This is a genomic window from Sedimentimonas flavescens (assembly GCF_019264375.1).
Classification (GTDB): Bacteria; Pseudomonadota; Alphaproteobacteria; order Rhodobacterales; family Rhodobacteraceae; genus Rhodobacter; species Rhodobacter flavescens.
In genome coordinates this window covers 1-13834 of the sequence record NZ_JAHVAI010000029.1, presented here as the reverse complement: position 1 = coordinate 13834, position 13834 = coordinate 1, and the positions used below count along the sequence as shown (strand labels likewise).

The following is a 13834-nucleotide window of genomic DNA, read 5'->3' as shown; positions in this document are numbered from 1 at the left end:
GGGACTTGTAGTGGAACGTCGAGCGGTCGAACCCGATGGCCCCACAGGCTTTCCGGATCGAAACCGCCCAATCGCTGCACATCCCGCGAATGAGTTCGCGCGTGCGACCAGGCTTCAGAGCTTTCGGCGAATGACGTCCTGCAACATCTCGCGGTCGAGCGTCAGGTCCGCCACGATCTTCTTCAGCCGCGCGTTCTCGTCCTCGAGCTGCTTCAGCCGGCGCATCTCGTCCGGTAACAGCCCGGCATACTTCTTCTTCCAGCTGAAGTAGGTCGCCTGGCTGATCCCGGCCTTGCGGCAGATCTCCGCGACCGGCGTCCCTTCCTCGCCCTGCTTCAGGATGAACGCCTTCTGCGCGTCCGAAAACTTGCTCGCCTTCATGCGATTCCACTCCTCTCCCAGCCGGGAAAGCGTAGCGGAAAACTCCAGCTTCAAACGGTCCAGTTTCCGGGGATCAGATCACTTGAAGTCGTTTCTTCACAAATGGTCTAGCAGGCTATGCTTTTGCACCCGTGGAACGGATACTAAGTTGAAGCTTGGCCATTGTGATTCCAGCCACACCATACTTGGTCAAAAGTTGACACGTCTGGTTCCAGACGACGAAACTCGGAACGGAAACGAAATCCATGAGGGATCTAAACCTTAAGGCCACGGAGTACTTTGAGGCTGTTGCGCGCCTCGGTTCAGTGACCAAGGCCGCAGACGAGTTGGGTGTATCGCCGTCCGCGGTGAGCCAACAGCTAGCCGCGCTTGAAACTCAATTGGCTGTGAAACTCTTCCGCCGAGAAAAGCGCCGACTGATCCTCACACTCGATGGAGATCGACTCTTTCAGACCACGACCCAAGCCTTCGGGGCGATCCGCAATGCACGCTCGGCAATCGCGCATCAGCGCGACATGCGCAATCTGACGATCCGTGTCAGCCCCAGCTTTGGCGTACGTTGGCTAGGTCCGCGCGTAGGCGCGTTCGCGGCGGCCAACCCGGACTGGAATATCCGCATCGACGCAACCCCTGACTTCTCGGCATTCGAGACCGAGTCAATCGACTTTGACTTGCGATACGGACTGGGCACCTGGTCCGGGCTTCTGGTTGAGCCAAAGATGCACGACCTCGTGTTGCCCTTGTGCAGCCCTCACTACCTTGAGGAGCTGCAAAGCATCTCCGACGACCCGGTCGAGCAATTGGCACATGCTCGATTGATTGACAGCGTCAAGACGCTCTATCGCTGGGATTTGTGGCTGGCATCAAACAGGATTACGCTGCCCAACCTTACCTATCCATTTCGTTTCGACCGCTCGTCAATGTCGATTGAGATGGCCAAACAAGGAGGCGGTATTGCGCTCGACAGCGTGACTCTTTGCCTGGGCGAGCTGGAACGTGGCGAACTTGTGCCGTTTTCGACAGCGTTTGAAGTGATTGACTTCCCGGCCTATTGGTTGGTCTGCCCTCCCCGTCACATGAACAGGCGTATCGTCAAGCGTTTCGCCGAGTGGCTTGGTGAAGCATGTAGCATTCATGACAATACCGCACGCGCCCAATTGAGCGCGCGCGGCTGTAGTTTCCGGGTCGGTTCTCCGACCGACCTCATTGATGTTAAGCCGTGGGGACTTTGAGCTCAGTAAATCGTGAACACTGGCAGGAACGAAATCAACAGTAGCACTCCGAGTGCGACCCCGTAAAAAGGAAGAAGTGCTTTGACTGTCTCTCCCAGACCGGATTTCGCGATCCCCATCGAGATGAAGAGCGTTGTGCCAACGGGCGGAGTGTAAAGCCCGATCGCCAGGTTCACCACCATCATCAACCCAAGCTGCACGAGATCGAGCCCAATGGAATTGGCGATGGTCACGAAGAGAGGTCCAAGCAGCAGCACTGCGGCCGGCAGATCCAGGAAGGCACCCACGACCAGCATCACCAAGTTCATTGCAAGTATAACCATCCAAGGCTGCGAGAAGGTCAGCGACACCCACTCTGCCAGATGCTGGGGAACACGCTCGGCCGTCATCACCCATTGCAGGGTGGAGGAGGCCATGATGATGAACATCACCGCACCCGTCATCATGGCCGTGTCCACCAGGGCATCCCATATACCGCGCCAAGTCAGGTCACGATATAGCCCACCCGAGACCAGTAGCGCGTAGGCCACCGCCATGACAGAGACCTCCGTCGGGGTTGCCACGCCAAAGCGCAGCGTACCGATCACGAATACCGGCATCAGCAACGCAGGAAGAGCGACGAATATCTGTCCGCGGAAGGCGCGGAACCCGCCTTCGAGCGGAGAGCGCGGCAGGTTCTGACGACCCGCAACCCACCAGACCATGGCGAACATTCCGAAACCAAGCATAAGCCCGGGCAACACGCCAGCCACGAAGAGATCCACGATCGAAACATTGGACACCAGGCCAAAGAGGATCAGAGGAATCGAAGGCGGGATCAGAACCGAAACAGTCGAAGATGCCGAGTTGATCGCGGCAGCGAAGCCTGACGGATAGCCCTGCTCCTTCTGCACGGGAATGAGAGCGTTCCCGATGGCCGTGGCGTCAGCGACAGCTGAACCAGAAACGCCACCGAACATCACCGAACCGATGATGGACACCTGCCCCATCCCGCCCTTGAGGTTTCCGACCAGCAGCCGCGCGATATTCACGAGATAGACCCCGAACCGCCCCGACATCATCAGGTTTCCCGCGAGTATGAAGAACGGTATGGCGAGCATCGGAAAGCTCTGGGTAGGCGAGTAGAGACGCTGCGCGATGACGGCCAGAGGTTTGCCTTCAAGCCAAAGAGCCGTAGCGACCCCGCCCAACATCGCGTGTGCAATAGGGACAGCGCAGGAAAGAAGGATCAGGAATATCCAAACCATGATCATAGACATTGAAGAACTCCCTCAGCTCAGGCTGCGCCGTTCGATAGCAAGATCCTGAACGCTGCCTCCAAAGAGCAGCCGCACGACCTCCAGCGCCGCGATCAGGCCCATGCCTGCGAATGCGTAATAGATGCTCGCATAACCCCAGACTTGCTTGATCCCGAGCGTCGAAAGCGCCTGGAACCGGGAAGCTTTCAGGATCGGCAGACTGGAGTGAAGAACGGTCAGCACGATGACGAGAATGGAGCCCTCAATACCGATCAGGATAACCCGGCGAAGACGCGGTTGAACGAGATCGGGCAGGATCGAAATCGCGATATTTGCGCCGCGTGCGGCCGCAATCAGAAGGCCACCGGCCACTAGCCAAGGTAGCAAAACAGCATGTATCTCATAGGCCCAAGCGATGCCCGACCCAAAGAAGTAGCGCAAGATGACATTGCAAAGAAGTGCGCTGAACAAGATCACAATCGAAGCCGCGGCGACGATCTTGCCGCTCAGAGCAATCAACTGAATGAGCCTGTTTACCAGAAGTAGGAAGGGACGCTCGCGCCCCTTCCCTTCCGAGGCATCATTATATGCCTGCTCGGGTTTCATTTGATCCCCACAGCCTCTTTCAGGGCCGCAACCAGTTCAGGGTAATTGGCAGCATACTTTTCATACACCGATGCCGTAGCGGCCTGATAAGCGGCCTTGTCGGCCTCGGCGAAGATCACCCCTTCCGCCTCCATCTTCGGGCGCAGGGTCGTCTCTCCTTCCTGAGAGAGCTGACGCTGCAACTTGCCCGCCTCAGCCGTGGCTTCGAGCGCGCATTTCTGCTTGCCTTCGTCAAGCGAACTCCACCAGCCGAGCCCCGCCACGACTGGCGTCGATTCATACTTGTGACCGGTCAGGGTGATGTACTTGGTAATCTCGTGAATCTTCGACGAGTAGATATTGGTCAGAGGGTTTTCCTGCCCGTCGAATACACCCGACTGCAAAGCGGTCGGCAATTCCGAGAAGGCCAGTGGCGCCGGGGAGGCCCCCAGGGCCTCGAAGATATCGACCGTCATCTGATCCGGCGGGGTGCGGATTTTCATGCCAGCGAGATCCGCGGGTGTCGGAACATTCTTGGACACATGGCTAACGTGGCGGATACCATTATCCCAGAAGCCGAGCACCTTAAGCCCCGCGTCTTGGGCTCGCGCATCAAGCATCCCTCCGACTTCGCCATCAAGCACCTTCCAGGCACTCGGCAAGTCATTGAAGAGGAACGGCAGACCAAGCAGGCCGATTTCGGGAACAATCTGGCTCATCGCGCCTTGGCTATTGGCGGTGATCTGGATCACCCCAGCCGTCGCCGAAGTCAGCAGCTCAACATCGTCGCCCATCGTTGCCGAGGGGGCGAGGTTCACAGTGTCGCCCGAACACTGGGCATAGAGCTCCGACCACTTTTCAGCAGCTACAAAGCGCGGGTTTCCGGGGTTTGCGCCGTGGGCAAAGATCACCTCGTCGGCTTGGGCTACCCCGGTCAGAAGTGTGGTTGCGGCCAGTGCCGCCATGAGCTTGGAATTCATCAGTCTACTCCTCCTGTCGATCTGATACTTGGTTATGGGCTGCCTACCAACCTCCTCGGGCAGGTAGCCCGGATTGGTCAGTGAATTAGCGAGCCACCGTTCACGTCCACCTCTGAGCCCGTGCAGTAGGCCGAGAGATCCGAGGCAAGAAACAGTGCGCAGCCGGCAACATCGGACGCCTCGCCTGCACGTCCCATCGGAATCCCGGCAAGCACAGTGGCGTGCATTTCTGGCGTGAGCTTACCGGCGGTGATGTCGGTTGCGATGAAGCCGGGGCAAATCGCATTGGCGCGCACATTGTCCGGTGCGGCCTCGCGGGCTAGGGCCTTGGTCAGACCCAGAACGCCAGCCTTGGCTGCCGAATAGTGCGGACCACCAAAGATGCCGCCCCCGCGCTGCGCCGAAACCGAAGAAAGGTTCACGATCGAGCCATACTTCTGCGCGCGCATTGTCGGCAGCACGGCCTGGCTCATGTAGAGTGTGCCACGCAGATTCACGTCAGTGACCGCATCGTAGTTTTCTGGCTCGATCTCCATGAACTTCAGCGGCTGCGTGATCCCTGCGTTGTTGACCAGGATATCGATCCGTCCCCAAAGCTTGCGCAACACCTCGACCGCCGCAACACAAGCAGCCTTGTCAACCACGTTGCAGGCAAGCCCAACATGCCCCTCGCCAAGATCCGCAGCAGCAGCGCGCGCCGCGGCCTCATCAAGGTCGAGAATTGCGACCGTGGCACCATGTTCGGCAAACAGCCTCGCCGTGGCCTTGCCCAATCCTCGGGGCGAGGCTGCCCCGGTGATAATTGCGAATTTTCCGTCTAGAAGGCCCATGCCTTTTCCTCCCTAAATGCAGCTCAGAGCCAGCTGCGGATCTGCTCGGTGACCTTGTCGACCGAAAGCCCATACATGTCGTGCAACGTCGGCAGTGCGCCCGCCTCCAAAAACGCGTCAGGTAACCCGATCATGCGGAAAGCCGGATGGATTCCGCGCATCATCAGCCCGGTGGCGACCGCCTCACCCAGCCCTCCGATGACCGTGTGGTTCTCCGCCGTCACTACGAGGCGGCCTCCCTTTGCCGCCTCTGCGGCAATCGTATCGAGATCGAGCGGTTTGATGGTCGGGCAATGCAGCACCGCCACCTCGACCCCATCCGCAGCAAGTACTTCGGCCGCATCGAGCGCGCGCATGGTCATGATCCCGGTTGAGATAACCAGAACGTCATTCCCCTCGCGGATCATCTGCGCCATTCCGAGTTGGAACTTGTAGTCGGGCTTGTGTCTTCTAAGCACCGACGGGACTTTGCCTCGCAAGAGGCGTGCATAGACCGGTCCCTCATACGCGATCATCTGCGGAACCATGCCCGTGATATCATCAGCGTCGCACGGATCGATCAGGACCATGTTCGGCAATCCACGGAAGATCGCCAGGTCTTCAGTCGCCTGATGGCTCGGCCCATAGCCGGTGGTCAGGCCGGGCAGAGCGCAAACGATTTTGACTGGCAAGTTCTCCTCGGCAATGGCCATGGCGATGAAATCATAGGCGCGGCGTGCGGCGAAGACCGCGTACGTTGTCGCAAAGGGAATGAACCCCTCGCGCGCCATACCCGCCGCCGCAGACATCAGAAGCTGTTCAGCCATACCCATCTGGTAATAGCGGTCAGGCATCTCCTGACCGAAGATGTGCAGGTCCGTGTATTTTCCCAAGTCCGCGGTGAGGCCCACGATCTTGTCGTTCTTGCGCGCAGCGTCGACCAAGGCGTGGCCGAAAGGCGCGGAAACCGTTTCATACCCCTCGGCAGCAAGCGAAGCGATCATGGCCGAGGTGGCAACACGCTCACTTGCAGGAGTCACTTTACGCGGTTCATATTTGCGAGCCATGGATGCCAAAGTCATGCCGGTTTTCCTTCGTCCAATACGGCCAGCGCCTTCGCCCACTCATCGGCTTCGACGCGAACGAAATGTGTGATCTCGCGGCGCTCAAGGAACGGAACGCCCTTACACATGGTGGTGTCGAAAATGATCACTCGAGGTCTAGCGTCTGAGCAGGAACGAGCGCGATCGAATGCATCGACGACGGCAGCCAAATCGTTGCCGTCCACACGCTGAGCAAACCAGCCAAAGGCTTCCCATTTTTCGGTTAGTGGTTCCGAGCAAAGCATTTCGGTCGATTTGCCGTCGGCTTGCTGATCATTGAAATCAACAAGGCAGATCAGATTGTCGAGCTTGTGATGGGCCCCCGACATGGCCGCTTCCCAGGTGGAGCCTTCGCCCAGTTCTCCGTCCGACATAAGGTTGTAGACAAATGCCGGATTGTTCTTACGCTTGAGCCCAAGCGCCATGCCCACGGCTATCCCGAGTCCATGGCCGAGCGATCCGCCCGTGATCTCCATGCCGGGCGTGTATGAGGCCATGCCCGACATCGGCATGCGCGAATCGTCCATGCCGTAGGTTTCGAGTTCCTCGTCAGGCAGAATGCCTGCCTCCATCAACACCGAGTAGAGCGCAATCGCGTAGTGGCCAATCGAGAGCAGGAAACGATCGCGCCCCTCCCATTCCGGATCATCAGAGCGATAGTCGAGAGCGTGAAAATAGGCAGTGGCCAATACATCGGCGACGCCTAGCGCCTGACCGATATATCCCTGCCCTTGGACTTCGCCCATCATCAGGGCCTTTCGGCGAATATTCCATGCGCGCATGGCCAACGAAGTGTTGGTCAACGCCGCGCTGCGGCTGTCAATAGTCATGATTTCCTCCCAGACGATCTCGCGTCTTGGAGTGAACCTAGCAGCCGGGCAAACCGAAGTATTTTAAGAAAAAATCCAAAACTCGTTAGTTATACTTAACAACTTAAGGCATCGTCTCAGCCACATAGTGATGCCAGACAACTTGAATTAAACTATCAACTCACTCTTCGAACATCTTGTGGGGAACATTCAGGCTACGAAGGAGCCAGCGTGCGAAAGCACGCACCGGGCTATGCAATGGCCGCGCACGCGGCAAGATCAGACTGTGTCCGACATAGTCGATATCACGTCCCTTCCCGAGAAACGGGGCGACCAACCGCCCGGATTCAAGATCGGCCTCAGCGAGCCTGGTAGACTCAAGCGCCACTCCTAACCCATTAGTCGCTGCGGACAGCGCCAGAAAGCTGCGGTCGAAACGCAATGACCGCCCAATCAGCCGCGAAATTCCGCTGCGCTGAAGCCAGTCATCCCAACGTACTTGCTTTTGGTCACTTTGGATAAGCGGGAAGCCTGCAAGATCTTCTGGCACACGCAGTGCGGTTGCCAACTCGGGCGAACAAAGCGGTGTCACCGTTTCCTGCCCCAAGGGAATGACCAGAACGCCCTCGGCGTGAATAGGCCCATAAACGATGTCGAGATCGAACTCATCATTGGCAAATCGAGCGTATTGGGTATCGGCCGCCAGATTCAGTTCGACCTGCGGATGAGCAAGAGTGAATTCGCGAAGCCTTGGAACAAGCCAGAGTGCGGCAAAACTGGGAGCGACATGCAGCCGAAGCTGCGCCGGGCCGCGCCGACCGACATCTTCCACTCCGCGACGAATCTCGTCAAAGGCAACCGAGAGCCGCTGAAGAAGCGCCAATCCTTCCAAACTCGGATGGACGCCGCGGCCCGCCCGATCGAACAGGCGCGCACCAAGGTTATCCTCAAGCTGACGCACTGCGTGGCTGATCGCACTTGGAGACAAGCCAAGTTCATCCGCAGCTCCCTTGAAGCTGCCGTGACGAGCTGCGGCCTCAAAGCTGCGCAGCATATTGAGCGTGGCACCACCAAACATCGCGCAACATTTACATGAATTAAATTCACCACTCAATGAAATATCGTCGCTTGTGCCTCATCTGAACGAAACGCTACTCCGGTAGGGCGCCATCCCGAATGAGCGAATGGCGCCTCTGGGAGGAGCTAGAATGCCCGATATTCAGCAGATGGCGCATGCCATCCGATTCCTTGCGCTCGACTCGATCCTTAATGCGGGCGAGGGACATCAAGGCGTACCGCTCGGCATGGCCGAAATTGCAGCCACGCTGTATGCGCGTCATTTGAAAGCGGATAGCTCTGATCCGCTTTGGCCAGATCGTGATCGTGTCGTTCTGTCGAATGGGCATGGCTCGATGCTGCTCTATACGCTCCTGCATCTTGCGGGTTACGAACATCTTACTCTTGAAGCGATGAAATCCTTTCGCAAACTGGGTTCGATCTGCGCTGGCCACCCTGAAATCGAGCAGCATGCAGGGATCGAAATCACGACCGGTCTACTTGGACAGGGCATAGCTTGCGCCGTCGGCATGGCTGTTGCAGAGGCGCGATTGTCTGCCCGGTTTGGCAGCGAACTCGTTGATCACCGAACCTGGGCATTTGTGGGCGATGGATGCCTGCAGGAAGGTGTTGGTCAAGAGGCGATCTCACTAGCAGGTCACCTTCAACTGGGCAAACTCTGCTTTCTTTGGGACGACAACCACATCACGGATGACGGCGACACCGCGCTTTCGATAAGTGAGGATGTCCCCGCGCGATTTCGAGCGGCGAACTGGCATGTTCAGGAGATTGATGGCCATGACATCGCGGCAATTGATGCGGCGATGGAAGCCAGCAAACACGATCACCGCCCATCTCTCATTGCCTGCCGCACAACGATTGCCAAGGGGATTCCGCGCCTGCAAGGTCAGCGCGGCGGGCACAGCGCCCCGCTGACTGCCGCAGATTCCGAGGACGCAAGGAAAGCGCTAGGCTGGCCGCACCCGGCATTCGCGGTTCCCGAACAGGTCCTGCGAGATTGGCGTACAGTACTGGACCGCGGGGCGCGAGATCATCGCGAGTGGGTCGGGCGGCTTGAGCGCAGCGCAGATGCCCTAGATTTTCGTCGATGGAACGAGGGCAACCTTCCGTCTGATTGGGCGAAGACTGCTGCCGATTTCAAGGCGCAAGCCGAGAACAAGCCCTCCGAGCAGGCCACCATCATATCGTCCGGGGATATCTGCGATGTCATTGCCCAGACATTGCCGGAAACCATCGTTCTATGCGCCGACCTTGAGGCACCGACGAACCACAAGCGCAGCCGAAAATCATTCGATGCCGTCAATCGCGATGGGAACTATGTCCATTGTGGCGTACGGGAGCATTTGATGGGCGCAATGACGGACGGCATCGCGGCCCACGGGGGCCTGCGCCCGATTAACGTTACATATCTCGCGTTTGCCGATTACGAACGCCCGGCAATGCGGATGGCGGCGTTGATGGGCTTGCCCGCGCTTTTCGTGTTCAGCCACGACTCAATCGGGGTCGGCTCGAATGGACCGACGCATCAACCGGTCGAGGTGTTGGCGAGTTTTCGCGCAATGCCGAACATGCGAGTATTTCGCCCTGCCGATGCCGTGGAAACTGCCGAAGTTTGGCAGATTGCCCTTGAGCACCGTTCGGGTCCAAGCCTTCTGGCGCTGTCGAAACAACCCACTCCGCCACTTCGTCGCAGCACCGCTGAAAATCTATGTAGGCGTGGCGCTTATGTCCTGCGCGAGGCGACGGGACCGCGCGACATCACACTGATTTCGACCGGAACCGAGGTTGCGATCGCCGCACAAGCACAAGGGATGTTGTCAGCTCTCGGTATTTCTGCGGCCGTCGTGTCAATGCCGTGCTGGGAAATATTCTCGGAGCAGGACGCCACCTATAGGCAGGCTGTGCTCGGATCAGCGCCACGGATCGCCGTAGAAGCCGCCTTGTCATTCGGTTGGGAGCGTTGGCTACGCCCCGAGGATCAGTTTGTCGGCATGACAACATTCGGAGCATCTGCACGCGCAGAGATTCTCTACGAACATTTCGGAATTACCGCTCAGCATATCGTTGCTGTTGCACAAGAGTGCTTGGGAAAGAGCAGGATATGAAGCAGATCGTCTTTCTGGATCGCGCAACCATTGCGCCGCAAATCGCGCTGCCGCGTCCGGCGTTCGCACACGACTGGGTCGAATACGAACGCACCGCAGCCAATCAGACCTCCGAACGCTTGAGGAATGCGCGGATAGCGATCACGAACAAGGTTCGCATGGGAGCGGCCGAACTCGCAGCGGCACCATATTTGGAACTGATCGCTGTCGCCGCAACAGGGTACGACTGTGTAGATCTGACAGCATGCACCGCCCGAGGTGTCGCGGTGTGCAATATACGTGGCTACTCTGTGAACACGGTCCCTGAGCATGTCATGGCTCTGCTCCTCGGCCTGCGGCGTGGGATCGTATCCTACGCCGAGGCCGTTCGTCAGGGCGAATGGCAACGATCCGGGCAGTTTTGCTTTTTCAAGACGCCAATACATGACCTTTCCGGGGCAACACTCGGCATCGTCGGCAAGGGTGGGATTGGCCAGCGCGTCGCGGCTCTCGGCAAGGCTTTCGGAATGGAGGTCATTTATGCCGCGCGTCCAGGAACGGACGCGACCGACGGGCGGGTACCCTTTGAGGAATTCTGCGAACGCGTCGACGTGATTTCCCTGCATTGTCCGCTGACGCCAGAAACGCGCGGTATAATCGGAGATGCAGCCTTCGCACATATGAAGCGCCGACCCATCGTAATCAACACGGCTCGGGGCGGGTTGATTGACTTGCCCGCTCTTGAACGTGCCCTGAGCAATGGCGTCATTTCTGGCGCGGGCATCGACGTTGCCGACCGCGAGCCTCCACCGCCTGACGATATCCTAATGACACTCGCAAATGATCCGCGCGTTATCGTTACACCGCACATAGCCTGGGCTTCGGACGAAGCTCAGACGGCGCTTTCAAACCAGCTTATCACCGTCATTGAGGCCTTCGAGGCTGGCCAGCCGATCAACTTGCTTACACCTAAAGATGAGTAAGTCGATGGATAGCTTCGACGACAGAGCGCTCTTGCGCACATTGTTTGACACAGCGATCGAGGCTGCTCGGCCCGCATCGGTTCTGCCGCGTGTTCTGCCGCCCAAACCCGAATCCGGTCGTGTTGCCGTTGTGGCGGTCGGAAAGGCAGCGGCTGCCATGGCCGGGGCACTAGAAAATGCCTGGGGTCCTTGCGAGGGAATCGCGCTTACACGATATGGCCATATACTACCCACAAGGCAGATCGAGGTGATTGAGGCAGCCCATCCCGTTCCAGATCAAGCGGGAGGTGACGCAGCCGCAAGGATCCTCGCGCTCGCGTCCTCGCTTGGCGATGGCGATACTCTTGTTGTGTTGATTTCTGGGGGGGCTTCGGCACTCTTGTCCATGGGGCTGGACGGAATCAACCTTGAGGACAAAGCAGCCCTGACGAGAGCGCTCCTGACCTCGGGGGCAACAATCGCAGAGATGAACACTGTCCGCCGTCACATCTCGGCGCTAAAGGGCGGGCGGCTTGCCGCGGCGGCCTATCCAGCGCGCTGCCTGTCCTTCGCGATTTCGGATGTGCCCGGCGACAGGCCAGAGATGATCGGCTCGGGTCCTACCGTAGCCGATCCCACGACGCAGGCAGATGCGCGGGCCGTGCTTGAAAATTACGGCATCAGGCCCGCCAGCTCCATTGCTGCGATTCTGACCGACCCGTCCATGGAAACACCAAAACCTGGGTCGGAGGCCCTATCACGATCGGAATTTCATCTGATCGCCACGCCGCAGATGGCATTGGAGGCGGCAACCGCCGTCGCCATGCTGCCCTGCTATCTTTTGGGCGACGCCATCGAAGGAGAAGCGCGCGTCGCAGGACGCGTCTTCGCGGGGCTTGCACTCGCAGTGAAGTCCGGAAAGTCTTCACTGCGTGCACCATGTGTGCTCCTTTCCGGAGGCGAAACCACCGTAACACTTCCGGATCGCGCCAGTGGACGCGGTGGCCGCAATGTCGAATTCCTTATGGGATTTGCTGAAGCCATCTCGGATGTGGACGGTATCGCAGCGCTCGCGGGCGACACCGACGGCATAGACGGGGCAGCCGAGGTGGCCGGTGCCTTCGTAGATGGTACGACCGTGGCTCGGGCCGAGGCCTTGGGGTATACGCTATCGGCCGCGATGCGGGCCTACGACGGGCATGGTCTCTTTGCATTGCTAGGCGATCAGGTCGTAACCGGCCCGACGCACACGAACGTAAACGATTTTCGTGCCATTATCGTTCGGTAATCGCTTCACGGCTGCAACTGAAGCAATGGCATTCGTAACGTTCTAGCGACCCTGACGCAAAGGGAAATCTGGCGTCTCGATTGACTTGCTGTCATTCGCCGATCTCGAGTTGAGCTTGAGTGCCAATTGGAGATCCGACCCAAGAATAGCCCCATTCGAGGGGGCAGGCGTTTCAACGGGCCATTGGCAACCCGGATCGTTTGAAGTCATAAGTTCGATACCGGGAACGGGTGTCAAGACCGGGTCAGGCCAAGACCACGAACCGCCTGTTCAGGCGATCTTGTCACGAAAAACGTAATTCACAATACGATCGCGCGACAGCCCCCGCACTGCGAGTTCGAGATCACTGAGCGCCTCAAGGCGTTTGATTTCACCGGCGCGCGACTGCGCTTCCGTAGCGGCCAAGAGGACATCGCCCATCCGCCCAACAACGATCGACAAAACACCCTTGAACTTCTTGCCGAGGCTGTTTTCGCGGAACGAATAGCTGGTTGCCAAAGTCATGGGAGCCTCAGTGCTGTTGGATCGGCATTGTCAATTTCTTCGGTGCTTTATCTACTTGATCGCGAGCCCCTCAACAAACCACAAGACCGCAATCCCGCCATGCGTTCGCTGCAGCGCAGCGCAAGCTTCAAAGCAAGGCGTTGAACGTGTCATGAAATAGCATCGTTGACTGATCATCGCGGTGGATCAGAGCATCTCATATGGAAGGCAAATGATAGTTGGCGCAAACTCTAATGTTCTATTGGTGAGCTAGCCCATAGAAGATTATAATGTTGGTTGCGGGTATCTGCAATTAATTGCATAATTCATTCGGAAATACATTCAAAGGGGCTTCCGCACGGACTGAGAGCAATCGCCCCAAAATGCACAACATCTCGCCGCAGAAGACTTAATCAATTGTATTCATTCGGCTTTCAAGCAGCATAAAGGGACAGAACCAGGAGAACATGATGCCCGACAAAGAGCTTGAAACACTGAACTTTCTTGAGCAAGGCGAGCTTATCCGCCAAACGATGGAAGATGCCCCTGACGAGCTCCCTGCCCTACTTGCGGACCTGAAGATCGGAAAGCGCAAGGCTTACTACCTCGTGGCCGTGGTGCGCGGATTTGAGGGGCTCCCCGTCTCCCGCGAAGACCTTCTCAAGATCGGATGGACGAAGCTGCAGATCATTCACCCAGGCCTGAATTCTGAGAACTGGAAAGTCCTGAGAACGGCGGTGCGAAATTCGTCCACGGTAGCGGCGGCATGATGCGGCTGCGGGCGGCGTAAAAGTCGTCCACTT

General features: G+C 58.0%; 13 protein-coding genes and 1 pseudogene. 5 read left to right on the top strand and 9 right to left on the bottom strand.

Features of this window, described 5'->3' with window-relative positions; genetic code table 11:
- Positions 1 to 381: pseudogene (locus KTQ37_RS16160) on the bottom strand (transposase); the annotation flags it as partial.
- Between the two features lie 245 nt (positions 382 to 626).
- Between KTQ37_RS16160 and KTQ37_RS16155 the strand changes: the two are divergent.
- On the top strand, positions 627 to 1613 hold the full coding sequence (locus KTQ37_RS16155) for a LysR substrate-binding domain-containing protein (protein WP_218631545.1): 987 nt from the start codon (positions 627 to 629) through the stop codon (positions 1611 to 1613).
- Positions 1614 to 1615: 2 nt separating this feature from the next.
- Here the strand turns inward: KTQ37_RS16155 and KTQ37_RS16150 are convergent, their stop codons facing one another.
- The 7 genes from KTQ37_RS16150 to KTQ37_RS16120 all read right to left on the bottom strand — a co-directional run bounded on the left by KTQ37_RS16150 (position 1616) and on the right by KTQ37_RS16120 (position 8215).
- On the bottom strand, positions 1616 to 2860 hold the full coding sequence (locus KTQ37_RS16150; RefSeq protein WP_459565443.1) for a TRAP transporter large permease: 1245 nt from the start codon (positions 2858 to 2860) through the stop codon (positions 1616 to 1618).
- Positions 2861 to 2884: 24 nt separating this feature from the next.
- Positions 2885 to 3457, bottom strand: a complete 573-nt coding sequence (locus KTQ37_RS16145; protein ID WP_218631543.1) for a TRAP transporter small permease — start codon at positions 3455 to 3457, stop codon at positions 2885 to 2887.
- On the bottom strand, positions 3454 to 4401 hold the full coding sequence (locus KTQ37_RS16140) for a TRAP transporter substrate-binding protein (protein ID WP_236021299.1): 948 nt from the start codon (positions 4399 to 4401) through the stop codon (positions 3454 to 3456). The genes KTQ37_RS16145 and KTQ37_RS16140 overlap by 4 nt, the downstream gene beginning before the upstream one ends.
- Before the next feature lie 92 nt (positions 4402 to 4493).
- The gene (locus KTQ37_RS16135) at positions 4494 to 5246 is read right to left on the bottom strand and encodes an SDR family NAD(P)-dependent oxidoreductase (protein ID WP_218631541.1); all 753 of its coding nucleotides are present in this window, start codon (positions 5244 to 5246) and stop codon (positions 4494 to 4496) included.
- 23 nt (positions 5247 to 5269) lie between these two features.
- Positions 5270 to 6307, bottom strand: a complete 1038-nt coding sequence (locus KTQ37_RS16130) for a transketolase family protein (RefSeq protein WP_218631546.1) — start codon at positions 6305 to 6307, stop codon at positions 5270 to 5272.
- Positions 6304 to 7158 (bottom strand): transketolase, encoded by an 855-nt coding sequence (locus tag KTQ37_RS16125; protein ID WP_218631540.1) that lies wholly within the window; start codon positions 7156 to 7158, stop codon positions 6304 to 6306. The genes KTQ37_RS16130 and KTQ37_RS16125 overlap by 4 nt, the downstream gene beginning before the upstream one ends.
- 160 nt (positions 7159 to 7318) lie before the next feature.
- Positions 7319 to 8215, bottom strand: a complete 897-nt coding sequence (locus KTQ37_RS16120; protein ID WP_218631539.1) for a LysR substrate-binding domain-containing protein — start codon at positions 8213 to 8215, stop codon at positions 7319 to 7321.
- Between the two features lie 130 nt (positions 8216 to 8345).
- Between KTQ37_RS16120 and tkt the strand changes: the two genes are divergently transcribed.
- From tkt to KTQ37_RS16105, 3 genes are read left to right on the top strand one after another with little or no spacing between them, the layout of a single operon-like run.
- Positions 8346 to 10319 (top strand): transketolase, encoded by a 1974-nt coding sequence (tkt, locus tag KTQ37_RS16115; protein WP_218631538.1) that lies wholly within the window; start codon positions 8346 to 8348, stop codon positions 10317 to 10319.
- A complete protein-coding gene (locus tag KTQ37_RS16110) occupies positions 10316 to 11281 on the top strand; it encodes a D-2-hydroxyacid dehydrogenase (RefSeq protein ID WP_218631537.1) in 966 nt (321 codons plus the stop codon). Before tkt ends, KTQ37_RS16110 begins: the two co-directional genes overlap by 4 nt.
- A gap of 4 nt (positions 11282 to 11285) precedes the next feature.
- Positions 11286 to 12548, top strand: a complete 1263-nt coding sequence (locus KTQ37_RS16105) for a glycerate kinase type-2 family protein (RefSeq protein WP_236021298.1) — start codon at positions 11286 to 11288, stop codon at positions 12546 to 12548.
- A 270-nt stretch (positions 12549 to 12818) separates the two neighbouring features.
- On the opposite strand, the gene KTQ37_RS16100 is transcribed toward KTQ37_RS16105, so the two are convergent.
- Positions 12819 to 13052, bottom strand: coding sequence for a hypothetical protein (locus KTQ37_RS16100; RefSeq protein ID WP_218631535.1), 234 nt, complete (start codon positions 13050 to 13052; stop codon positions 12819 to 12821).
- A 449-nt stretch (positions 13053 to 13501) separates the two neighbouring features.
- On the opposite strand from KTQ37_RS16100, the gene KTQ37_RS16095 reads away from it, so the two are divergent.
- Positions 13502 to 13801, top strand: coding sequence for a hypothetical protein (locus tag KTQ37_RS16095; protein WP_218631534.1), 300 nt, complete (start codon positions 13502 to 13504; stop codon positions 13799 to 13801).
- Positions 13802 to 13834 lie beyond the last annotated feature (33 nt).